The 21,378-nt window shown below is 66.3% G+C and carries 21 protein-coding genes; 16 read left to right on the top strand and 5 right to left on the bottom strand.

Features of this window, described 5'->3' with window-relative positions; all coding sequences use genetic code 11:
* Positions 1 to 95: 95 nt before the first annotated feature.
* Complete coding sequence (locus tag EES48_RS13165; RefSeq protein ID WP_122468017.1) at positions 96 to 983, bottom strand: hydrogen peroxide-inducible genes activator; 888 nt, start codon at positions 981 to 983, stop codon at positions 96 to 98.
* A gap of 124 nt (positions 984 to 1,107) precedes the next feature.
* Between EES48_RS13165 and EES48_RS13160 the strand changes: the two genes are divergently transcribed.
* The 5 genes from EES48_RS13160 (at position 1,108) to ispG (ending at position 4,663) form a co-directional block, all read left to right on the top strand.
* A complete protein-coding gene (locus EES48_RS13160) occupies positions 1,108 to 1,623 on the top strand; it encodes a prolyl-tRNA synthetase associated domain-containing protein (RefSeq protein ID WP_122468253.1) in 516 nt (171 codons plus the stop codon).
* A 75-nt stretch (positions 1,624 to 1,698) separates the two neighbouring features.
* Entirely contained in the window at positions 1,699 to 2,592 is an 894-nt protein-coding gene (gene trxA / locus EES48_RS13155) for a thioredoxin (RefSeq protein WP_122468015.1), read from the top strand.
* The gene (locus EES48_RS13150; RefSeq protein WP_122468013.1) at positions 2,592 to 3,248 is read left to right on the top strand and encodes an LON peptidase substrate-binding domain-containing protein; all 657 of its coding nucleotides are present in this window, start codon (positions 2,592 to 2,594) and stop codon (positions 3,246 to 3,248) included. The genes trxA and EES48_RS13150 overlap by 1 nt, the downstream gene beginning before the upstream one ends.
* A gap of 8 nt (positions 3,249 to 3,256) precedes the next feature.
* Positions 3,257 to 3,451 (top strand): Trm112 family protein, encoded by a 195-nt coding sequence (locus EES48_RS13145; RefSeq protein WP_122468010.1) that lies wholly within the window; start codon positions 3,257 to 3,259, stop codon positions 3,449 to 3,451.
* Between the two features lie 57 nt (positions 3,452 to 3,508).
* Positions 3,509 to 4,663, top strand: coding sequence for a flavodoxin-dependent (E)-4-hydroxy-3-methylbut-2-enyl-diphosphate synthase (gene ispG / locus EES48_RS13140; protein ID WP_122468008.1), 1,155 nt, complete (start codon positions 3,509 to 3,511; stop codon positions 4,661 to 4,663).
* A gap of 7 nt (positions 4,664 to 4,670) precedes the next feature.
* Here the strand turns inward: ispG and EES48_RS13135 are convergent, their stop codons facing one another.
* Together EES48_RS13135 and EES48_RS13130 are read right to left on the bottom strand one after the other, a co-directional pair.
* Positions 4,671 to 5,648: a glycoside hydrolase family 5 protein gene (locus EES48_RS13135; protein ID WP_122468006.1), complete on the bottom strand. Its 978-nt coding sequence runs from the start codon at positions 5,646 to 5,648 to the stop codon at positions 4,671 to 4,673.
* 16 nt (positions 5,649 to 5,664) lie between these two features.
* A complete protein-coding gene (locus EES48_RS13130) occupies positions 5,665 to 6,699 on the bottom strand; it encodes a cupin-like domain-containing protein (protein WP_240623362.1) in 1,035 nt (344 codons plus the stop codon).
* 238 nt (positions 6,700 to 6,937) lie between these two features.
* Between EES48_RS13130 and EES48_RS13125 the strand changes: the two genes are divergently transcribed.
* The 8 genes from EES48_RS13125 to EES48_RS13090 all read left to right on the top strand — a co-directional run bounded on the left by EES48_RS13125 (position 6,938) and on the right by EES48_RS13090 (position 18,620).
* Positions 6,938 to 10,186 (top strand): TonB-dependent receptor, encoded by a 3,249-nt coding sequence (locus tag EES48_RS13125; protein ID WP_122468001.1) that lies wholly within the window; start codon positions 6,938 to 6,940, stop codon positions 10,184 to 10,186.
* A gap of 72 nt (positions 10,187 to 10,258) precedes the next feature.
* Positions 10,259 to 11,779, top strand: coding sequence for a tryptophan halogenase family protein (locus EES48_RS13120; RefSeq protein WP_122467998.1), 1,521 nt, complete (start codon positions 10,259 to 10,261; stop codon positions 11,777 to 11,779).
* Positions 11,776 to 13,251 (top strand): tryptophan 7-halogenase, encoded by a 1,476-nt coding sequence (locus EES48_RS13115; protein ID WP_122467995.1) that lies wholly within the window; start codon positions 11,776 to 11,778, stop codon positions 13,249 to 13,251. Before EES48_RS13120 ends, EES48_RS13115 begins: the two co-directional genes overlap by 4 nt.
* A complete protein-coding gene (locus EES48_RS13110) occupies positions 13,248 to 14,756 on the top strand; it encodes a tryptophan halogenase family protein (protein WP_122467992.1) in 1,509 nt (502 codons plus the stop codon). Before EES48_RS13115 ends, EES48_RS13110 begins: the two co-directional genes overlap by 4 nt.
* Positions 14,757 to 14,987: 231 nt before the next feature.
* Positions 14,988 to 16,199, top strand: coding sequence for a tyrosine-type recombinase/integrase (locus tag EES48_RS13105; RefSeq protein WP_122467988.1), 1,212 nt, complete (start codon positions 14,988 to 14,990; stop codon positions 16,197 to 16,199).
* A gap of 349 nt (positions 16,200 to 16,548) precedes the next feature.
* On the top strand, positions 16,549 to 17,274 hold the full coding sequence (locus tag EES48_RS13100; RefSeq protein WP_122467985.1) for a helix-turn-helix transcriptional regulator: 726 nt from the start codon (positions 16,549 to 16,551) through the stop codon (positions 17,272 to 17,274).
* 223 nt (positions 17,275 to 17,497) lie between these two features.
* Positions 17,498 to 17,731: a response regulator transcription factor gene (locus tag EES48_RS13095; RefSeq protein WP_162998171.1), complete on the top strand. Its 234-nt coding sequence runs from the start codon at positions 17,498 to 17,500 to the stop codon at positions 17,729 to 17,731.
* Between the two features lie 70 nt (positions 17,732 to 17,801).
* The gene (locus EES48_RS13090) at positions 17,802 to 18,620 is read left to right on the top strand and encodes a TrmB family transcriptional regulator (protein WP_162998170.1); all 819 of its coding nucleotides are present in this window, start codon (positions 17,802 to 17,804) and stop codon (positions 18,618 to 18,620) included.
* Between the two features lie 52 nt (positions 18,621 to 18,672).
* Here the strand turns inward: EES48_RS13090 and EES48_RS13085 are convergent, their stop codons facing one another.
* Both EES48_RS13085 and EES48_RS13080 read right to left on the bottom strand, forming a co-directional pair.
* Entirely contained in the window at positions 18,673 to 19,059 is a 387-nt protein-coding gene (locus EES48_RS13085; protein ID WP_122467974.1) for a hypothetical protein, read from the bottom strand.
* The gene (locus EES48_RS13080) at positions 19,046 to 19,276 is read right to left on the bottom strand and encodes a hypothetical protein (RefSeq protein WP_162998169.1); all 231 of its coding nucleotides are present in this window, start codon (positions 19,274 to 19,276) and stop codon (positions 19,046 to 19,048) included. Before EES48_RS13080 ends, EES48_RS13085 begins: the two co-directional genes overlap by 14 nt.
* A gap of 479 nt (positions 19,277 to 19,755) precedes the next feature.
* On the opposite strand from EES48_RS13080, the gene EES48_RS13075 reads away from it, so the two are divergent.
* The 3 genes from EES48_RS13075 (at position 19,756) to EES48_RS13065 (ending at position 21,357) form a co-directional block, all read left to right on the top strand.
* Positions 19,756 to 20,634 carry a response regulator transcription factor gene (locus EES48_RS13075; RefSeq protein ID WP_162998168.1) on the top strand — a complete coding sequence of 293 codons (879 nt, stop codon included), beginning with the start codon at positions 19,756 to 19,758 and terminating at the stop codon, positions 20,632 to 20,634.
* Complete coding sequence (locus EES48_RS13070) at positions 20,627 to 20,887, top strand: hypothetical protein (protein WP_162998167.1); 261 nt, start codon at positions 20,627 to 20,629, stop codon at positions 20,885 to 20,887. The genes EES48_RS13075 and EES48_RS13070 overlap by 8 nt, the downstream gene beginning before the upstream one ends.
* A 158-nt stretch (positions 20,888 to 21,045) precedes the next feature.
* On the top strand, positions 21,046 to 21,357 hold the full coding sequence (locus EES48_RS13065) for a UrcA family protein (RefSeq protein WP_122467963.1): 312 nt from the start codon (positions 21,046 to 21,048) through the stop codon (positions 21,355 to 21,357).
* Positions 21,358 to 21,378 lie beyond the last annotated feature (21 nt).

Below are 21,378 nucleotides of genomic sequence, written 5' to 3'. Positions count from 1 at the left end.
ATCGCCCCCGAGGTTGGGGACCCTGGCGCCTCGGCCGGCGATCGCGACGAGGCCGGCGGAGCCCACCGCCGGCCTCGCTTCAGCACGTTTCCGGCCTATTCCAGCGTCAGCGCCTCGGCCAGCATCCGGGCTTCCTTGGCGCGGCTGGAGCCGGAGCGCCAGGCGACCACGATCTCGCGCCGGGGGGCCGCGCCCTCCAGGCGCCGCACCACCACCGACGGCGTGTCGGCCAGACCCGCCTTGACCGCCATCTCGGGCAGGAAGCTGACGCCGAGCCCCGAGCCGATCATCTGCACCAAGGTGTGCAGGCTGGTGGCGGCGAAGACGTCCTCGCCGCGCGGCGCATCGATGTCGAAGGCGGCCAGGGCCTGGTCGCGCAGGCAGTGGCCGTCTTCCAGCAGGATCAGATCGTCGGCCCGGAGCGCGCCGGGGACCAGCGCCCCCTCGACCGCCAGCCGATGGCCGGCGGGGGCGGCGGCCAGGATCTCGTCCGAGCCGATCGATGCGCTCTCCAGCCCCGACAGGTCGTAGGGCAGGGCGATGACGGCGGCGTCCAGCGTGCCCGCCTTCAGCGCCGCCACCAGCCGGGGGGTCAGGTCCTCGCGCAAAAACAGCCTCAGCTTGGGATGGGCCGCCGTCAGGCCCGGGAGCTTGGCGGGCAAAAGGAAGGGCGCCACCGTCGGGATGACGCCAAGCCGGAATCGGCCGGACAGAGGCTTGCCGGCGTTTCGCGCGGCCTCGACCAGATCCTCGGTGCGGGCCAGCACGTCTGCGGCGCGCTTGACCGCCTCGGCGCCCACGGCGGTCAGCTGGACCTGACCCCGGGTGCGCTCGACCACCGGAGCGCCCAGCACCTTCTCCAGCTCCTGCACGCCCGAGCTCAGGGCCGGCTGGCTGACATGCGCCGCCTCGGCCGCGCGGCTGAACGAGCCATGCTCGGCGAGCAGTTTCAGATACTGCAGCTGGCGCAGGGTGGGCAGCACGGCGAGGCTCCGATCGTGGGGGTTGGCTGATAGGCCGCTGCTATCGCCCCGTCAAAGACCATCGACGATGTTTATCGAATGTCCCCCCTTGATCGTCGGGGCGGCGGGTGCTCCCAAGGATGGGATGTCCGAGCCCGCCTTCGATCGCGACCGCCTGCTGGCCTGGATGGCCGAGCGCGGCGTCGACCAGACCACCCTCGATCATCCCGCCGTGTTCCGCGTCGAGGAGGGGCTGGAGCTGAAGGCCGCCATGCCCGGCGTTCACACCAAGAACCTGTTCCTGAAGGACAAGAAGGGCCGGCTGTGGCTGGTTTCCGCGCGCCAGGACACGGTGATAGACCTGAAGTCCCTGCACCGGGTGATCGGCGCCGACCGGCTGTCTTTCGGCGCCGAAGCGCTGCTGTTCGATACTCTGGGCGTGCGGCCGGGGTCGGTGACGGCTCTGGGGCTGATCAACGACGCAGACCGCCGCGTGACCTTCGTGCTGGACCGCCGCCTCGCCGAGGCCGACGTCGTCAACTTTCACCCCCTAACCAACACCGCCACCACCGCGCTGAGGCGGGAGGCCTTTGACCGCTTCCTGAGCAAGATCGGCCGCCAGCCGATCGTGGTCGATTTCGAGGCCGGCGCCGTCGTCTGAGATTGCGACATCCGGTTCGCGCGACCATCTGGGCGGTATCGCGTTTCCCCAATTCACGACCGATCAAGAGCCGCCATGACCTTCGCCGATACGACCACCACACCCGAAGACCTGATCAAGGACGGCACCGACGCCGGCTTCATGCAGGACGTGGTCGAGGCCTCGCGCCAGCAGCCGGTGATCGTCGACTTCTGGGCGCCGTGGTGCGGCCCGTGTCGCCAACTGACTCCGGCTATCGAAAAGGCTGTTCGCGGCGCGCGCGGGGCGGTCAAGCTGGTCAAGATCAACATCGACGAGAACCCGGCCTATGCGGGCCAGCTGCGTGTCCAGTCGATTCCCACCGTCTACGCCTTCAAGGACGGCCAGCCGGTCGATGGCTTCCAGGGCGCCCTGCCCGAGAGCCAGGTGAAGGCCTTCATCGATAAGCAAGCAGGTGGAGAGCAGGGCCCGTCTGACGTCGATCAGCTGCTCGACATGGCCGAGGAGTCGGCGGGCCTTCAGGACTGGGGCGGCGCGGCCCAGGCCTATGCCCAGGTGCTGCAGCTGGAGCCCGATAACCAAAAGGCCGTCGCCGGCATGGCCTCGGTCTATCTGGCCGGCGGCGACGTCGAACAGGCGCGCCAGACCATCGCCATGGCCCCGGATCCGTCGAAGGAGCCTGCCGTCAACGCCGTGCGCGCCAAGCTGTCGCTGGGCGCCAGGCCGACCGGCGAGACGGCCCAGATCGAGAGCCGACTGTCTTCGGATCCGAGCGATCATCAGGCCCGGTTCGAACTGGCCGAGGCCCTCGCCGCCTCTGGCCAGTTGGAGGCAGCGATCGATCATCTGTTGAAGATCGTCGAGGCCGACCGCGACTGGAACGATCAGGCGGCGCGCAAGCAGCTTCTGACCGTGTTCGAGGCCGCCGGCCCCGGCTCGCCCATCGCCCGCGACGGACGTCGGCGCCTGTCGTCGATCCTGTTCGCCTGATGGCCCACGGCTACATCCGCGCCGGCGACCTGCCCCAGGTCATTCCCATCTTCCCGCTGGACGGCGTGCTGCTGCTGCCGCGCGGGCAGTTGCCGCTGAACATCTTCGAACCGCGCTATCTGAACATGATCGACGACGCCATGGCCGGCGACCGCATGATCGGCATGATCCAGACCCAGGGCGGGTCGCCCGAGGCGCCGGGTCTGGTCTCGGTGGGTTGCGCCGGCCGCATCACCAGCTTCGCCGAGTCCTCGGACGGTCGCTATCTGATCACCCTGACCGGGGTGGCGCGGTTCTCGGTTCTGGCCGAACTGCCCAGCCAGGCGCCCTATCGCCAGGTGCGCGCGGGCTTCCAACCGTTCGAGGGCGACCTGAGCGGCCCCGACGACGGCGAGGGCTTCGATCGCGAGGGCTTCTTCGACGCCCTGCGCCCTTATCTGGATCGCCGCATGCTGGAAATCGACTGGGAGACAGCCGAGGACGCTCCCACCGAGGCCCTGATCAATAGCCTCTCGATGGCCCTGCCGTTCGAGCCGGCGGAAAAGCAGTTGCTGCTGGAACAGCCTGGTCTGATCGACAGGGCCGATTGCCTTACGGCCCTGATGCGCATCGACGCCGCCGAGGCCGATGACGACGAGCCGCGATCCGTGCAATAGGGTCGGCCATGAGTGACGACTTCAACACCCCCGCCGAGGTCGATCCGCGCCTTCTGGAGGTGCTGGTCTGTCCGGTGACACGCGGACCTCTGACCTATGACCGCGAGGCCGGGGAGCTGATCTCGGCCGGAGCCAAACTGGCCTATCCGATCCGCGACGGCGTGCCGATCATGCTGGCGGACGAGGCGCGCGCCCTGGATTGACGCCGTTTCGCGCCTGTCGTGGAAAGGCCACGCGGATCGGCTTATGTTGAGGGCATCATGACCGCGCACTCCGACATCGGCCACATCCGCCCCTGGCGCCACATCGAGCGTCGTAACAGCCGTCAGATCATGGTGGGCAAGGTGCCGGTGGGCGGCGGCGCGCCGATCACTGTCCAGTCCATGACCAATACGCCGACCACGGATGCCGCGGCCACGATCGACCAGATCCGCCAGCTGGAGGAGGCCGGCGCCGACATCGTGCGCGTCTCCTGCCCCGACGAGGAGTCCACCGCCGCCTTTCGCACCATCGCCCGCGAGGCCAAGGTCCCGCTGGTCGCCGACATCCACTTCCACTACCGGCGCGGCATCGAGGCGGCCGAGGCGGGGGCCGCCTGTCTCAGGATCAACCCCGGCAACATCGGCAGCCCCGACCGCGTGCGCGAGGTGATCCAGGCGGCCAAGGATCACGGCTGCTCCATGCGCATCGGCGTCAACGCCGGCTCGCTGGAGCGTCACCTGCTGGAGAAGTACGGCGAGCCCTGTCCCGACGCGATGGTCGAATCCGCCCTGGACCACGCCCGTATCCTCCAGGACCACGACTTCCACGAGTTCAAGATTTCGGTGAAGGCCTCCGACCCCTTCCTGACCGTGGCCGCCTATCAGCAGCTGGCCGAGGTCATCGACTGCCCGCTGCACCTGGGGGTGACCGAGGCCGGGCCACTGCGCAGCGGCACCATCAAGTCCTCGATCGGGCTGGGCATGATGCTGTGGTCCGGCATCGGTGACACCATCCGGGTCAGTCTCGCGGCCGATCCGGTCGAGGAGATCAAGGTCGGGTTCGACATCCTCAAATCGCTGGGCCTGCGTCACCGGGGCGTGAACATCATCGCCTGTCCGTCGTGCGCCCGTCAGGGCTTCAACGTCATCGAGACGGTGGGCGTGCTGGAGGAGCGGCTTGCCCACGTGACCACACCGATGTCGCTGTCGATCATCGGCTGCGTGGTCAACGGCCCGGGCGAGGCCCTGTTCACCGACGTCGGCTTCACCGGCGGCGGCAAGGGGGCGGGCATGGTCTATCTGGCCGGCAAGATCGCCGGCAAGCAGGACAACGCCGGCATGGTCGATCACATCGTCGAACTGGTGGAAAAGAAGGCCGCCGAACTGGACGCCGAGCGCGCCGCCGCAAAAGCCGGGCTGATCGCGGCGGAATGATCCGCGTCTAGCGCTCCGCCGCCGAAGTCTCGGGATTCATGGTCCGCAGGCGGTCGCGGACCAGCCGTCCGGACTCCGTCAATTGATCGTCCGTCCAGCCGCCCTCGCCTGATGCCCCCGGTTGCAGAGCCGCGGTCGTCTCGACCTTGTCGGCGATTGACCAGTTGGCCTGGCTGATGTGGTTGTCTTCCATGAAATCCCACCAGCGGCGCACCTCGGCTTCGTCGATCGGGCCATCGCCGGTGGCTTCGCTGGTTCCCCATTCCGTCACGAACAGGGCCGCGCCCTGATCGAGCGCCGCCTGAGCCTTGTCGCGAAGCTGCTGACGATGGCTGCCGGCGTAGAAGTGCAGGGTGTAGGCGATACTGGCGAAGGGCAGCGGGTCGGCCGCGGCGATGTCGACGTCCTGGGACCAGGTCGGGGTTCCGGCCACGATCAGACCCTCGGGATCCAGCGCGCGGATCGCGGGGACCACGGCCATATGATAGGGTTTCACCACCTCGCCCCAGCCATGTTCGCGCAGCGGCTCGTTCCAGGTCTCATAGATGATGTTGGGATGGTCACCGTATTTCGAGGCGATATGGCTGAAGAACCGGATCGCCGCCTCGGGCTCTGGCTCATGGGCATGCCAGTCGACGATGACATAGAGGCCCGCGTCGATGGCCGCGTCGATTACCGCTTCGGCCTTGGCGGTCTCGCGCTCCGGGTGCTCGAGATATCCGCCCTCGGGAACGGCGACGGCGGCGCGAACCAGGGTGACCCGCCAGTCGTCCCTCAGCCAACGGATGGTCTCGGGCGTATAGTACTGCGGCATCCACTGACTCCAGAACAGCGACATGCCGCGCAGCGTCACGGGCTCTCCGTGCTGGTCCACGATGCGGTTTCCTTCGACGCGCAGCTGGCCGTGTCTTTCCACCGGCGTCTCGGCGACGGCGGGCGTCGCGAGAGACAGCAGGGCGGCGAGAGCGAAGAGAAGTCGGCGCATCGCGTGGTTCCTGAATTCAGCGGCTGAGGGTGCGCGCCAGGGCGGCGCGGATTTGGCGGGCGGTGCGGGGATCAAGCGGTCCTAACATGCCTTGGGCGTGCGGCGGCACATGTGCGGCGTCGACGGCCGCGTCATCGAACACATAGTGGTCGAACATGGCCCGCCAGGCCGCGCGATGGGTCGGCGGCAGGTCGCGGATGGCCAGCATCGCCAGCGTCAGGGCGTCCTGCGGCCGTCCTCGCTCGGCAGGCTGGGCGTCCCACCAGTAGTTCACCAGCATGTTCACCGCCTCGGTGGCCTCGACATGGTGCCACCAGAGATACGGAATGTAGAGAGCGTCGCCGGGCTCGAGCTCGGTGGTCCAGGCGGCGTCCAGCGCCTCCGCCAGCCGGGGAAAGCGATCCAGGTCGGGATCGGTCAGGTCCGCCAGGCTGATCTGGGCGCCGGCCGGGGTCAGTTCGAAGGGGCCGAGATAAAGGTTACGGGCCTGATCGGGCGGGAACAGGGTGAAACGCCGACGCCCCGCCACGCAGCAGGCGATGTTCTCTGACGGATCGTGGTGCGTCGCGACCACGCCGCGCGTGCCGACCCAGATGCGCGGCTCAATGGCGGGGTCCAATAGCGGCATCGGATTTTCGCGATCGAAGCCTGACAGCTGGCCGCGGGTCGACACCGACTGCACCGCCAGCGACGGTGCCTGAGCCTCCGATCCGTACTGGAGGATCGTGGTCAGGGCGTCGGCGAGCCGTAATTGCACGCGACGAAAATTGAAGCCCGTCAGATCGGCGTTGTAGTGAAACCGCCCCTGAGCGCTGGCCGGCGCCGTCAGGGCTCCGACCGGAGCGCCGGTGTCGCGTTCGACCAGATAGCGCCGCAGATCGTCGCCGCTCCGGCCCGCCTTAACCACCGGCCAGTCCGCCACCAGTCCGCGCATCACCACGGGGCGCCCCGCCGTCAGGATCTCGCGCTCGAAGAGATCGCGATCAACGTCGCGACGTTCAGGAATGGGGCGACCCCCAACCCGTTCGCCCGGTTCAGTCACAGCGGTCATGTCAACGTTGTTACACATTGCTACTTGGCGAGTCATGCCAACGTTGTCTAAAGCTGGAAACGACAGAATGACGCAGCAGCGTGCGGGGGCGCGCGGCCGGCCTCGAGGGGAGGCGGCGAAATCGGGAGAGCCTGGGCCGAGGGGCGGCCGGGGTGATCGCCGGATCAGATATCTCACTGTGTGAACGCCGGGCGCGAAACGACCCGGGATCAAGACATCGCTCGGGAGGCGAATCGGAATGAATAACTCGCTGCGGGGCCGTCGCGCCCTTCGTCATGGCGCGTCCTTGCTGGCGCTGGCCGCATTGGCCGTGTCCGCCGCTCCGGCTTTGGCTCAGGAGACTGAGCCTCCCGCCGATGAGGACGAGGCTGCGACCGAGCTGGAGGAGATCATCGTCACCGGCACGCGCCGGGCGCTGCAGACCTCGCAGAACATTCGCCGCAACGCCGACACCATCGTCGACACCATCACCGCCACCGACATCGGCGCCTTCCCGGACAAGTCCGTGGCCGAGGCCCTGCAGCGCGTCCCCGGCGTGACTGTGAACCGCTTCGCCGCCTCGGATGACACCTCGCACTTCTCGGCCGAGCCGTCGGGCGTGCTGGTTCGCGGCCTGATGCAGGTGCGCTCCGAATACAACGGCCGCGACACCTTCAGCGCCAACTCGGGCCGTGGCCTCAGCTGGGGCGACATCTCGCCGGAACTGATGGCGGGCGTCGATACCTACAAGAACCAGACCGCCGAACTGATCGAGGGCGGCATCGCCGGGACGATCAACCTGCGCACCCGCGTGCCCTTCGACCAGGGCCGGCTGATGCAGATTTCCGGCACGGTCAACTATGGCAACCTGTCGGACGAATATACGCCCGAGGTGTCAGCGATCTATTCCGACCGATGGGTCACCGACATGGGCGAGTTCGGCTTCCTGGCCAACCTCGCCTATTCCGACATCACCACCCAGTCCGAGATCATCCAGTATGGCCGGATGGGCATCTTCGAAAACGTGTTTGGGCCGGGAACCCAGTACATCCCGTCCAGCGTCGGCCTGCGCGAAACCGAGTATACCCGCGAGCGCAACGGCTACGCCTTCGCCGGCCAGTGGGAGAGCCCCGACGGCAAGCTGCTGCTGACCGGCCAGTACAATCGCTCGGACTTCTCCAACGAATGGCGCGAGCACGGCGTCATCAGCTACAACGCCGACATGTTCGCCCAGCCGGTGGACTTCGCCTACACGCCCGGCGGTCCGCGCTCGGTGTGGATTCCGTCGCCCGGCACGGGGGGCTCGCCCTTCGTGTTCGGCTCTGACGGCAATTTCCAGAGCGGCACCCTTCTGGTTCAGCAGACCGACACCTTCTGGTGGGGCGCCAATGAGGGCGAGTCGGCGGCGATCGCCGTCAACGACCAGGGCCGGGCCATGCTCAGCCCCTGCTACAACTGGCAGCCGGAATGCGTGAACCCCGTGCGGGGCGGAGACCTGAACGCGGTCACCCGGTTCAACCGCACCGAAAACATGACCCAAGACGCGGCGATCAACCTGCGCTGGGCCGTCAGCGACCGGCTGCGCACCAGCTTCGACCTGCAGTGGATCGACTCGACCGTCGAGAACTATGATGTCGAAGTCGGCCAATACACCTTCGCCAACCTGACCCTGGATAACACCGGCGACCGCCCGGTAATGACCCTGGGCGCGCCGACCAACATCAACCAGTCGGCGGGCGGGCTCTCGAACCCGAACAACTACCGCTACAATCACGTGATGGACCACATCGAGGACAGCGAGGGCGAGCAGTTCGCCGTGCGCGCCGATGCGGAATATGACATCAACACCACCTGGCTGGACTCGCTGCGGGTCGGCGTGCGCTTTGCCGATCGCGAGCAGACGGTCCGCTACAGCGGCTTCAACTGGGGCAATATCGCCAACAACTGGAACCTCGGCAGCGGCCAGGCCGCCTATTGGAACATCGACCGGCACGAGCCGAACGGCGCCTTCACCGGCTATCCGCGCGGCCTGTACGAGACCCGCCAGTTCGGCAACGACTTCTTCGGCCAGCAGGGCGAGTTCGTCTTCTTCAACATCGATCGTCTGGCGGAAGGCGGAGCGGACCTGCTCAGCTTCGACAACATCGGCGTGGGCCAGGATCAGTGGCGGCCGATCTGCACCCGTCCGGGTGAGGTCGATGGGTGTTTCCGGGCCAACGAGTTGAACGACGTCTCGGAGACCACCCAGGCGGCCTATGCGATGCTCAAGTTCGGCGGCCCCGACGCCTTCATCGGCGGCGCCCGTGTGTCGGGCAATATCGGCCTCCGCTACGTGCGGACCGAGAACGAGAGCACCGGCTCGCTGTCATACCCGGTCGTCTTCCCGCCCGAGACCCTGGAGTGCGACGATGTCGAGGTGATCCCCGGCCAGCCCGCCCCCGGCGTCCCGCAAACGATCGGCTGCTATCTCTCGGACGACGAGATCGCCTTCAATTCCGGCGGCGGATCGCGCAGCACGGCCGAATCCTCCAGCGACATCTGGCTCCCCAGCTTCAACATCAAGTTCGATCTGAACGACGAGTGGGCGCTGCGCTTCGCCCTGTCGCGGGCGATGAGCCGGCCGGACATCGGGCTGCTGAAGAACTATGTCGAAATCTCCCGGTCCCTGCCTGGCCAGGACCCGACCGATCCACGCTACACGCGCGGGCCCGACGGCCAGATCAACGGGGTCAATCCGACCTACACCGCCAACGCCTACAATCCCTATCTGAAGCCGGTCACCGCCGATCAGATCGACGCGGCGCTGGAGTATTACTTCGCGGACGTGGGCTCTGTGACGCTGACCTTCTTCTACAAGAAGTTCAACGATTACATCCAACAAGGCGCCTATGATCTGGATGTCACCAACGACGGGGTGACCCGCACGGTTCAGGTACGCGGCCCGATGAATGGCGACGGCGCCAAGGTTCAGGGCTTCGAGGTCGCCTTCCAGCGCTTCTTCGACTTCCTGCCGGGGGCGTGGGCCGGCTTGGGGATGCAGGCTAACTACACCTATCTCGAGAACCAGGGCGTCACGAACACGAACCTCAAGGTCGCCTCCGGCGGCGCCAGCGGTGACACGGCCCAACCGGGCAGCGCCGGCACGGTGCTGACGGTCGACCGCCTCGAGGGCCTGTCGGATCACCAGTTCAACCTGGTCGGCATGTACGAACGCGGTCCCTGGGCGGCGCGCCTGGCTTACAACTGGCGTTCGGAATACCTGGTCACGGCCGTGGACTGCTGCGTCTATCTGCCGATCTGGCAGGAGGAGATCGGCTTCCTCGACGGCTCGATCCGCTATCAGGTCAACGACAACCTCGAGCTCAGCCTGCAGGGGTCCAACCTGCTCGACAGCGAAACCAAGCTGTTCCAGCAGGTCTCGAACGCCGAAGAGGGCGGGGTGCTGACACCCAACGCCTGGCTGCGCAACGACCGGCGGGTTATCCTGGGCCTGCGCTTCCGCTACTGATCGGCGGACCGACGATCACAGGGCGCATCGTCAAGGCGACGATGCGCCCTGTTTCGTTTGACGGGAGACGTGATGCAGCGACCCTTGCGCGTGGTCATCCTGGGCGGCGGCACGGCCGGCTGGATGACGGCCGTCGCCTTGGTCAGCGTGCTCAAGCCGCATCAATGCGCCGTACAACTCATCGAATCCGACGACATCGGCACGGTGGGGGTGGGTGAGGCCACCCTGCCTCAGATGCGCGACTTCAACGCCATGGTCGGCATCCTCGAATCCGAGATGATGCGACGGACCAACGCCACCTTCAAACTGGGCATCGAGTTCAGGGACTGGGGTTTTCTGGGCTCCGACTATCACCACCCATTCGGCGCGCACGGCAAGCCGATCGGCGGGGTCGCCTTTCATCACCAATGGACCCGGGCGCGGCTGGCGGGCCATGACAGCGACATCGGCGAGTATTCCTACGCCATCGCCGCCGCCCGCCGAAACCGCTTCGACTTCCCGGCCGAAGACCACCAGGCGGTCAATTCGACCTATAATTTCGCCTACCACTTCGACGCCGGGCTCTACGCCCGATACCTGCGCGAAGTGGCCGAAGGGCGCGGCCTGAGGCGGATCGAGGGCAAGGTCAGGGACGTTGGTCTCAATCCCCAGACCGGCGACATCACCGAGCTGAGGCTTGAATCGGGCGAGACGGTCGAGGGCGACCTGTTCATCGACTGCTCCGGCTTTCGCGGGATGCTGATCGGCCAGACCCTGAACTCGCCGTTCGAGGACTGGACACGCTGGCTGCCCTGCGACCGGGCCCTGGCCGTGCCGACCGAGCGGTCTGAGGACTTCACCCCCTACACCCGCTCCACCGCGCTCGAGGCCGGCTGGCAGTGGCGTATTCCGCTGCAGCACCGCACCGGCAACGGCTATGTCTATTCCAGCGCCTTCATCTCGGACGATGAGGCGGCGACGCGGCTGATGGGCAATCTGGACGGCAAGCCCCTGGCCGATCCCAAGCCGATCCGCTTCCGCTCGGGTCGGCGCACCGCGTCCTGGACCCGGAACTGTATCGCCATCGGCCTGGCGTCCGGCTTTCTGGAGCCGCTGGAATCGACCAGCATCTATCTGACCCAGGTGGCGGTGCAGGCGCTGATCCAGCTGTTTCCCGACAGGGCGATCGACCCGGCCCTGGCCCGCGAGTTCAACCGGCGGGTCGATAACGAATACGACCGGGTGCGCGACTTCCTGATCCTGCACTATCACCTGAACCGTCGCGATGACGCAGAGATCTGGCGGCACTGCCGCGAGATGGAGATTCCCGACAGCTTGGCCGAAACACTGGCGCTGTTCGCCCATCGCGGGCACATCCCGCAGTATAAGGACGGGCTGTTCTCGCCGCCGAGCTGGCTGAGCGTGCTGGTGGGGCAGGGGCTGTCACCCTCCGGCTACCATCCGTTGGCGGACGCAGTTTCTCTGGAAGACGCCCTGGAGGAGATGCGCTGGTGGCGCGATCAGGTCTCGGATCGCGTCGAGCGCATGCCCAGCCACGCCGAGGTGGTGGCCGACTATTGCGGCGGCGCCGAACCGCTGAGGGCCCAGGCATGAGCCCGCCGGTTCGCACCGTCTTGATTGTCGGGCGGGACGCCGACGCCTGGCTGGCCGCGCTGGCGCTTCATCGGGCGGTCGGGCGCCTGGGCGTGACGGTCTCAGTGCTCGAGCTGCCCAGCCTGCTGACGCCGGCGGATGTTTATATCGGTCTGCCGTCTCTGGGCGGCCTGCACGCCTTGCTGGGGTTGGACGAGGCGGCGGTGATGGCGGCCGCGTCGGGCGCCCCCGTCCTGGGTCAGCGCTACGCCAACTGGGGCCGGACCAGACCGGCCTTCGTCCATGGTTACGACGCCCAGCGGGTCGGGATCGAGGATATCGATTTCCACCAGTTCTGGACCAGGGCGCGCGCCGAGGGCCTCCCGGTCGCCTTCGAGGATTTCCACCTTGCCTCGGCGGCGGCGCGCCAGGGGCGATCGGCGGTCGATGCTGAGGGCCGGACGGTCGAGGCGCCCATCGGCTGGGGCCGCAACCTCGACGCCCGGCGCTACGCCGCCCTGTTGCGCCGGGTCGCGATCCAGGCCGGCGTCACCGCTCGCAAGGGCAGGGTCGCGTCGGTCGAGCGCGACGGCGACCACATCCGCGCCGTTATCGACGACAGCGGCGAGCGACTTGAGGCCGACCTCTATCTCGACGCCTCGTGCGCCGAAGCCGTGCTGGCCGCCGGTCAGCCGGGTGCGGCGTTCGAGTCCTGGCGGGACCTGTTCGGCGTTGATCGGGTTATGGCGGCTTCGGCTGGTCGTCTTGATCCGCTTCCGGGCTTCAGCCAGATCGCCGCCTTCCGGGCTGGCTGGGTCGGGCAGTACCCGCTGGCCGACCGGACCGCTGTCGTGGCCTGCTACGATTCCCGCCTAATGGATGACTCGGCGGTGCTGGAGGCCCTGCCGGTGCTGACCGCGCGGGCGCTCGGCGTCGACGCCTCGGTGGAGGCTTTCGAGCCGGGCATGCGGCCCGCCTGGACCGGGAACTGCGTCGCCCTGGGCGCCGCCGCCGCGCGGCTGGAGCCTCTGGACGGCGCGCCGCTGCATCTGGCCCACATTGGCCTGTCACAGCTGATCGCCTGGTTCCCGGTCTCGACCGAGGCGATGCCCGAGGCGAAGGCGCACAACAGCGCTTTGCGCCGCCATGTCGAGGGCGTCCGCGACTTCCAGCTGGCCCACTACCGACTGAATCAGCGGTTTGACGAGCCGTTCTGGGACCGCGCCCGTTCGGCGCCGACGCCCGAGCGCCTGTCGTGGAAGCTCGAGGCCTTCGCCGCACGGGGTCTGCTTCCGACCTATGATGATGAGACCTTCCAGGAGCAGAACTGGACCCAGATCCTGATCGGTCACGGCCTGGTTCCCCGCGGCCATGACCCGTTGATCGACAAGGTCTCGCCCGAGGAGCAGATGGCGCGCTTTCGCGGCTTGCTGAAGCGCATCGCCGAACAGGTCCGCGACCTGCCCACCGCCGAGGAGGCCATGCGCCGATGACGCGCCCCGACACGCCGGTGCGCGACATCGTCATCGTCGGCGGCGGCACGGCCGGCTGGATGGCCGCCGCGGCCCTCGCCCGGATCGCCGGAACCCAGGCCTATTCCCTGACAGTGATCGAATCCGACGCCATCGGTACGGTCGGGGTAGGCGAGGCGACCATCCCGCCGATTCAGCTGTTCAACCGCCTGCTGGGGCTGGATGAGCGCGAATTTCTGCGCGCCACCCAGGGGACATTCAAACTCGGCATCGAATTCGTCGACTGGGGCCGGCTGGGCCACACCTATCTGCACCCTTTCGGCCTGTTCGGCGCCGAAATGAACGGCATCGACTTCGCCCACTACTGGCTTCGTGCGCTGGAGAGCGGCGGCGACCCGGACAATCTGCTCTATGTCGCCGAAGCCGAGGCCATGCGGCGTGGCCGCTTCATGCACGCGCCCCAGACCCGACCGGACGAGCCGGGCATAAGCTACGCGTACCATTTCGACGCCGGTCTCTATGCTGCGCATCTGAGAGGGTTTTCCGAGCAGCGCTGTGTCCGGCGGCTCGAGGGGAGGATCGTCGAGGTCGCGCGCGATCCCGAAAGCGGCCTGATCGCCGGCTTGTCGCTGGAGGATGGACGTCGGGTGAAGGGCGACTTCTTCGTCGACTGTTCCGGCTTTCGCGGACTGCTGATCGAGGAGGCGTTCCGGGCCGGCTACGACGACTGGAGCGAATGGCTGCCTGCCAACCGCGCGGTGGCCATGCCGTCGGCGCGCGTCGCCGATCCCGTGCCCTACACACGCTCGACGGCATCGGAAGCCGGCTGGCGCTGGCGGATTCCGCTGCAGCACCGGACCGGCAACGGCTATGTCTTCTGTGACGCCTTTCTCGACCAGGACCGCGCCGCCGAAGCCCTTCTCGCAGGGCTCGACGCGCCAGCCGAGGCCGAGCCGCGCGCGCTGAAATTCGTCACTGGTCGCCGTCGCAAGAGCTGGGTCGGCAACTGTGTCGCCCTGGGTTTGGCGTCAGGCTTCCTGGAACCGCTGGAATCGACCAGCATCCATTTGATCCAGGCCGGTGTTTCCCAATTGCTGGCCAACTTCCCGACGATCGCGGCCGAGCCGGACGCCGCCGCGCGCTTCAACGCCTTCATGGATGCGCAATACGAAAGCATCCGTGACTTCATCATCGCCCACTATGTCGTCGGAACGCGCGACGACACGCCCTTCTGGCGCCACTGCGCGGCGATCGATCCGCCCGACAGCCTGAAGGCGCGGCTGGAACGGTTCAGGCGGCGCGGCGAGGTGGGGGTGGCCAATCACGAGCTGTTCCGGGAGAGCAACTGGTTTCCGGTGCTCTATGGTCAGGGTCTGGTTCCGATGGGTCGCCACCCGCTAGCCGACAGCCTGTCCCCCGATGAACTGAACTTGAGCCTGGCCCGTATTCGGGCGGCGGTCCGGCGCCGCGTGGACGGCATGCCGGCTCACGGCGACTATCTGCGCCGCTGGCTCGCACCAGGCTGATCACTGACTGTCTCGGCCCAAATGTTGAATGAAATCAACAGCGGTGGCGGACAGAGAGTCGGTTTTTTCGCGTTTCAGGCATTTTCAGCCTGTTGAAAAGTCGCGTTTAGACAGAGACTTACTCAGAATCGACTGTTCACAGTTGTTCACTTTGTGCCTTCCAAGCGCAAAATTTTTGTTGGGTGGGATGGTGGATGTATTTCGACCGAGTTATAGTTCCGCTCGTCCGCCATGCCCCGCAAAGCCCTCGAACTCGGCCCGCTCGCTGTCTCCCGGCTCACGCAGCCGGGACTGCATATGGTGGGCGGCGTAGCCGGTCTGGGCTTACAGGTTCTCCCTACCGGCGGGAGAACCTGGGTTCTTCGCGCCACGATCGGGACCCGCAGACGGGAGATGGGTCTGGGCGGCTACCCGGACGTCACGCTCGCTAGAGCGAGAGAGGCCGCGCGAGAGGCGCGCGATGCCATTCGTCGCGGCATCGACCCGATCGAGGCGGGTCGCGATGCGCGGCGGGCGTTGAAAGCCGCTCCCCCGCCCATGATGACGTTCCGTTCAGCGGCAAAGGCGTACATCGCAGCGCACGAGGCGAGCTGGAAGAACCGTAAGCATCGCGATCAGTGGACGGCCACCCTCAGAAAGTACGCCTATCCGGTGCTTGGCGAAGTGGATGTGGCCGAGATCGAACTGCCGCACATCATGCGCGTCCTGGAGCCCATCTGGCTGACGAAGACGGAGACGGCCAAAAGGCTTCGCGGACGCCTGGAGATGGTCCTGGACTGGGCGACCGCCCGGGAGTTTCGTGCAGGACCCAACCCGGCTCGGTGGCGCGGCCATCTCGACAAGCTCCTGGCCAAGCCCTCCAAGGTTCGCCGTATCGTTCATCACAGGGCGCTTCCCGTCGACGATCTTCCGGGCTTCATGCAAGCGCTCCGGTCGAGCGAGGGGGCCGGGGCCAGGGCGTTGGAATTCGCGATCCTGACCGCGGCGCGATCCGGCGAGGTTCGCGGGGCGACCTGGAGCGAGATCGACACGACAAATCGGCTGTGGACCATCGACGGGGCGAGGATGAAGGCCGGGCGCGAGCATCGCGTCCCTCTGTCGGACGCTGCACTCCGTTTGTTGGCCGCTCTCCCGTCCGGAGGTCCGGAAGAGCCGGTGTTCCGGGCGGTGCTCGGCGGGAACCTGTCCGACATGACGATCTCGGCGGTCCTGCGTCGCATGGGCGTCGATGCCGTCCCCCACGGCTTTCGTTCGACCTTCAGGGACTGGGCGGCGGAGCGAACCACCTACCTGAACGAAGTCGCCGAGATGGCGCTGGCGCACACCGTCGGCAACAAGGTCGAGGCTGCCTATCGCCGAGGAGACCTGTTCGAAAAGCGGGTCGAAATGATGCGCGACTGGGCTCAGTTTTGCGAGGGCGGGCAACCCTCGCGAGCCGCGTAACCTGGTCGGCCTCGTTGGCTGGCGAAGCCGCACTGGACATCGGCGGGTCAGACTTGGCCTTACCGGAGATATGCAGGAATGCCGCTGGCCATTAAGTCCGAGAAAAAAGCGGCGTGTCCAGCTCAGCTCGAACCGGCGACTTCGCTGTGCTCGACCTTCTCCGGCGCCGGCGCCGGCGCCAGGCCTGGCTCGGCTTACCGGGAATTCACTAGGCGGGCGGCCGCGGTCCCTCCACGCTCTGAGTTGAGGAGTTTGGATCGAAGATGCGTAAGCGGCTTATTGCCAGCTTGGAGCGGAGCTCGACGCCCCCAGGAGAGGGCTCGATAGCTCGTCCCACCGCCCTGCCGAGATGGTGAGCGCGCCTGATCGCCTGTTAGAGGACACGCTGCGTTCGATCGAGCAGATCGGCGTCGCGTCGGGCCCCGAAGCGGTTATGGGCCAGGTCGCCGCCACGGTCGGCCGGTACGGCTACAGCGCGCTTGTCTTGACCAAACTGCCCGGAGCCGGGGACCGTGGGGGACCCCAGATCCTGCTCAATGGTTGGCCACAGGGCTGGAGCGAGCGCTACGAGGCTGCGGGCCACTTCGCGCATGACCCGATCGCCAGACACTGCGTCGCGTCGGCGTCGCCCTTCTCTTGGGACGAAGTTCCGCCGCCGCTCGTCGCGACGCGGTCGGCGGCGCTGATCGTGAGCGAGGCGTCCGAGTTTCAGCTGCGACGAGGCCTCTGCATTCCGCTCCCCTCGAGAAGCGGATCGGGCGGTCTGTCCCTGGCGGGCGACAAGGTCGAAGATACGCCGGGTCTGCGTCAAGCGATCAGGCTACTGGCCTATCGTGCTGACCAGGCCTTGGACGGCGGCTGGTTCAGCGCCCAGAAAAGACCGCTCACCGCCCGCGAGTGCGACGTGTTGAGCTGGATCGCCAGAGGCAAGACGGTTGCCGACGTAGCCGCCATCCTCCTCATATCGGAACACACCGTGGGCGAGCACCTCAAACACATCCGCCGCAAACTTGGCACAACCAACAGCGCTCACTCGGTGGTGAGGGCGCTTCAGCGGGGTCTGCTGCGACTTTAGCGTTGCCGGACATCGCCCTGAAACCGTGGCTTCGCAGAACCCTGAGTAGCAGCACTAGGATGACAGGGGGGAGGCTTGATCACGTCATCGGACATATCGACGCCGACATCGCCCGAATTTAACCTCCGGAATTAAACATTCGTAATCGCAACGGATTTTCCCCTCCTCCTTTTTGGAAGGAGTATTGTGCTGACGTCGCGGGATTGATTCAGTGGAGGGTGACTTGGCTGTCGCGGACCTAAACGAGGAAGATCGGCCCGCGCTCACTCCCCGCGAACGCGACGTGGTCAGATGGACGGCGCAGGGGCTGACGACGCGGGATATGGGCGCGCTGATGGGCATCTCGCCCCACACGGTGGGGGAGCACCTGAAGAATATCCGCCGCAAGCTCGGAACCCAGAATAGCGCCCACACGATCGCGGTCGCCTACCGTTGCGGCGAGCTGACGATCGACTGACGGAGGCCGGAATGTAACCTGTATGGCAACATTGTTGCCATATGATCGGCAAAGCTTCTATTGCGGGCCAATGAAGCTCGAAGAGCTGCCCCCCCTGTTAGCCCCTCTCGGCTTCACCGAGACTGAAGCGCTTGTCTATGGCGAACTCCTCAGCCGTCCGGATCAGACGGGTTATGGATTGGCCAAGGCGATCAGGAAGGGGCAGCCGGTCACCTACGCCGCCCTTTCCGGCCTCGAGGCGAAGGGGGCGGTCATGTCGAGCCTCGCCCCGGCGCGGGTGTATCGCGCCGTGCCTCCAGGCGAGTTGATCGCCGCCCTGAAGGCGGACTTTCAGAGAAAGTGTCAGCAAGCCGAGACGTCGCTTGAAACGTCGATCGCCGGCAGCTCGACCGACCAGATCTACCACCTCCGCTCAACCGAACAGGTCCTGGAGCGGGCACGGAGGATGCTGGCGCAGGCACGCTCGACGGTGCTGTTCGAACTCTTTCCCTTTCCCCTGAATGCGCTTCGAGGCGATCTGACGGCCGCCGCATGCCGGGACGGTGTCGCCGCAGTCGGGATGGTGCTTCGTTCCGAAGACCAGGTGGAAGGCGCACGAAGCCTCATTCCGGCCAACGCCTCGCAGATACGCGAGGTCTGGGACAGCGAGGTGCTTACCCTCATCGTTGACGCCGAGCAGGCGCTGGTCGCGACGTTTTCGGATGAGCGGGTTGTCCAGGGGTACTGGACCGACAGTCTCTATCTCGCCGTTCTTCTTCACAACGCCATTTCCGCCGATGTCGTGCTTCACGAGCGGGGCGGACCGGATTGGAAGGGGCCCAATCTTCACCTGTTCGGCAAAAGGCCGCCGGGGTTGGTGGCTCTCAACCGCGTTGCCGAAAGGCCATAGCCGAAGGTCGCGGAACCGTCCTGACGCCTCTGCGGGGCGAAGACAGGGAAGATCAGGCGTCGTCGGGGTCACCCGTCGATCCGATGGGGACGGATTTTGCGATGCAGGCGTCGATCCTGTCTCTCAATTCACGTCCCAAATCGCTCAGCACCAACGCTCGCACGCGCCCGAGCTGATCGACCCTGGCGAGCGCGCCTGAGACGTCGGCCGCCCTGCGGCCCGTCAGGACGGCGCCGGCCCGTGAGGCGGCCGCCATGTTCACCCCGGCGAGGTCTGCGAGTTCGCTGATGCACAACCCCTCATTCTCGCAGAGATAGAGGAATGCGATCATCGTCGGCGCCGTATCCAGCGCCGACTCCCGCATGAGCTCGATCGCCTCGAGGATCGTGTTCCGTTCGCGCAACGGCTTGTGGCCGTCGTCGGCGTCAGTGTCGGCCATTGGCGTAGCGGTTCACCCGTCCGGTGATGTCCCTTGGCGCGCCGCGCATGGCTCCGACCGGGCCGCGCTGGCGCCGGCGCTCCGTCAGCGTCAACTCAACGTCGGGGTATTGCGACTGCAAATCGCCGAGGATCGCCTCCAGTCGGCGCTGATGGTCGGCGGCGTCGCCCAAGTCCTCTGCGAGGATCTCTATGGTGAAGGTGGCGCGTATGTGCACCTGGATTTTCCTTTGAAACGAGCCCGAAGACTTGAGGGAATACTCGCTCGGTCCCGTCGGCCGCGCCATACCGTAAACCCGGTATCAGCGGCTGATGACGGGCTGAGGAGAGGCCGAACGCCGACAAGCCAGGGCGCGCGAAGTCCGACGTGGCGCGACGTGACAGCCCATTACGGCGACATTCTCGAGCCATCGCGCTCCGGCTTGAGCGTTGCCCAACCTCGTCAGCTCGTTGTGGATACTGGGAGATGAATGCAGCGGCCAGGCGCTGCCTTATACTTAGCCGATTTGCAATTCTGAAAATGACAGAGGCTTAATTCTAGGGGCATGGACATGATCGTTGCGCCTAAATAGATATTTCATAGCCATACGCAGAGTAGTGAAAGCAACAAGGGTATCGTTTAGTCATGAATGGCAGGGTTGCTGCATCGGCAGAGGCTTGTCGCGACCCTGCACGCCTCGCCCCGTGGCGCGAGGGGATGGCCGTCACAGCCCTTCTCGTGGGTCCGTCGGAAGCGGAATTCTGGAGCGTCACGGGGATGCTGACGGCCATGGGCTGTCAGGCCACACACGTCTCGGATCCCGAAGCGGCGGCGCAGGCCCTGGTCGCCCTCCGGCCCAGCCTGCTGCTCCTCGACGGCCGCCTGGAAGAGGCCGCCGTTTTATCCGCCCAGGCGTCCCGGGATGGAAGCCTGGTGGTCGTTCTGGCGACCAGCGCCGACGAGTCAGCGCAGATCAATGCCCTCAACGCCGGCGCTGACGACATCCTGGCTCGACCGGTGACCCTGACCGTGCTCGCCGCACGTATCAGAGCTCTGGTGCGGCGAACCCAGCTCAACGGGCGGCGGGACGATCCGCCGGAAGCGCCGCCCGGCTGGTCCGTCGACGTCGCACGGCGTCTCGCGACCAGCCGACATGGGATTGCTGTTCCCCTGCCCTTTCAGCAGGCCGCCTTGCTACAGCTTCTGATCGAGTCTCGTGCGGCAGTCGTGTCGCCGACCGACATCCTGGCCTCGCCGGGTTTCGAGCGGATGTCGGACGAAAGCGTGAGGGTCTGCATGTGCCGGCTCAGGCGACGCCTGATGGCGGTCGACCCCGCCGACCCCATTCGAACGGTATATGGTCGCGGCTATGCCTACGTGGGGCATCTGGTCGGGGCCGAAGACGATCCTGAGGAGCAAGAGCGAAACGCTGTCGATCGCAAGGCGGATGGCGCGTTTTTCAGGCCGCAGGCGGAGGCTCCTCGACAGGCGGGGCCATCGACGCCGGGGCCGGCCGGCGGGCCGACGCCGGTATTGCCCGCGAGCTTTGGGGGCGCCCCTCGCGTCCAGAGCGCTCAGGGGCTTCGAGATGGGTGACCGTAGAGACGCCGGCGCCCGTCGCCCCATGGCGCTCCGGGCCGTCATCACCGTCGACATAGACGCGGTGGACTTCATAGAAGCGGCTGAGCAGCAGGCGGACCTGCTCAAGGCCATCGAGCCCTTGAAACAGGAGTTCCCTGGCGCGCACCTGAAGATCATCGAGAGACGGTCGCGGCGCGCCGGTCTCGGCGTCTCGTCCGCACCGCAGGCGGACGCCCCGCGGTCCGAGAGCGGTCCTGCCCCATCATGATGGGAGAACGATTACTATCTTATCATGTTTTCATTACTGATAATATTATAGAGATGGATGCGAGTTAAATAGACTGCCGACATTAGTTCAATGCAGGATGATGCCAATAGAGGAATGCCCTGGGTGGTCCCGGGCATCTCTGTTGGAGGCTTAGGGCCATGTCGCTCTCACTTGTCGTCGCAGCGGCGCTTTCGATCACGGCTGCGGGGTCGCCCCTTTCGAAAGGCGACTATTCGATCGATATCCGCGGCATCGATTTCGCCACGCCGTCGGGCGCCGACGAATTCGACGCCAGAGTGTCGAGGGCGGCGCGACGCGCCTGCTCATCCGGTTATGTCGGCGTGCGGCGCGTGACCTGCCTGCAGCAGTTTCGGATTGAGGCGGCCGCCTCCCTCAAAGGCGAGTCGCGAGATTCCTACCTGGCGTCGAGGCCGCAATATGTCGCCGCCTTGGCCAATCGCGAGCTGTAGGTCGAAACACCTCTAAATCGA

The organism is Brevundimonas lutea, from assembly GCF_003704105.1.
Lineage (GTDB): Bacteria > Pseudomonadota > Alphaproteobacteria > Caulobacterales > Caulobacteraceae > Brevundimonas > Brevundimonas lutea.
The sequence above is the reverse complement of the archived record's forward strand: the minus strand, read 5'-3'. Positions and strand labels throughout refer to the sequence as shown.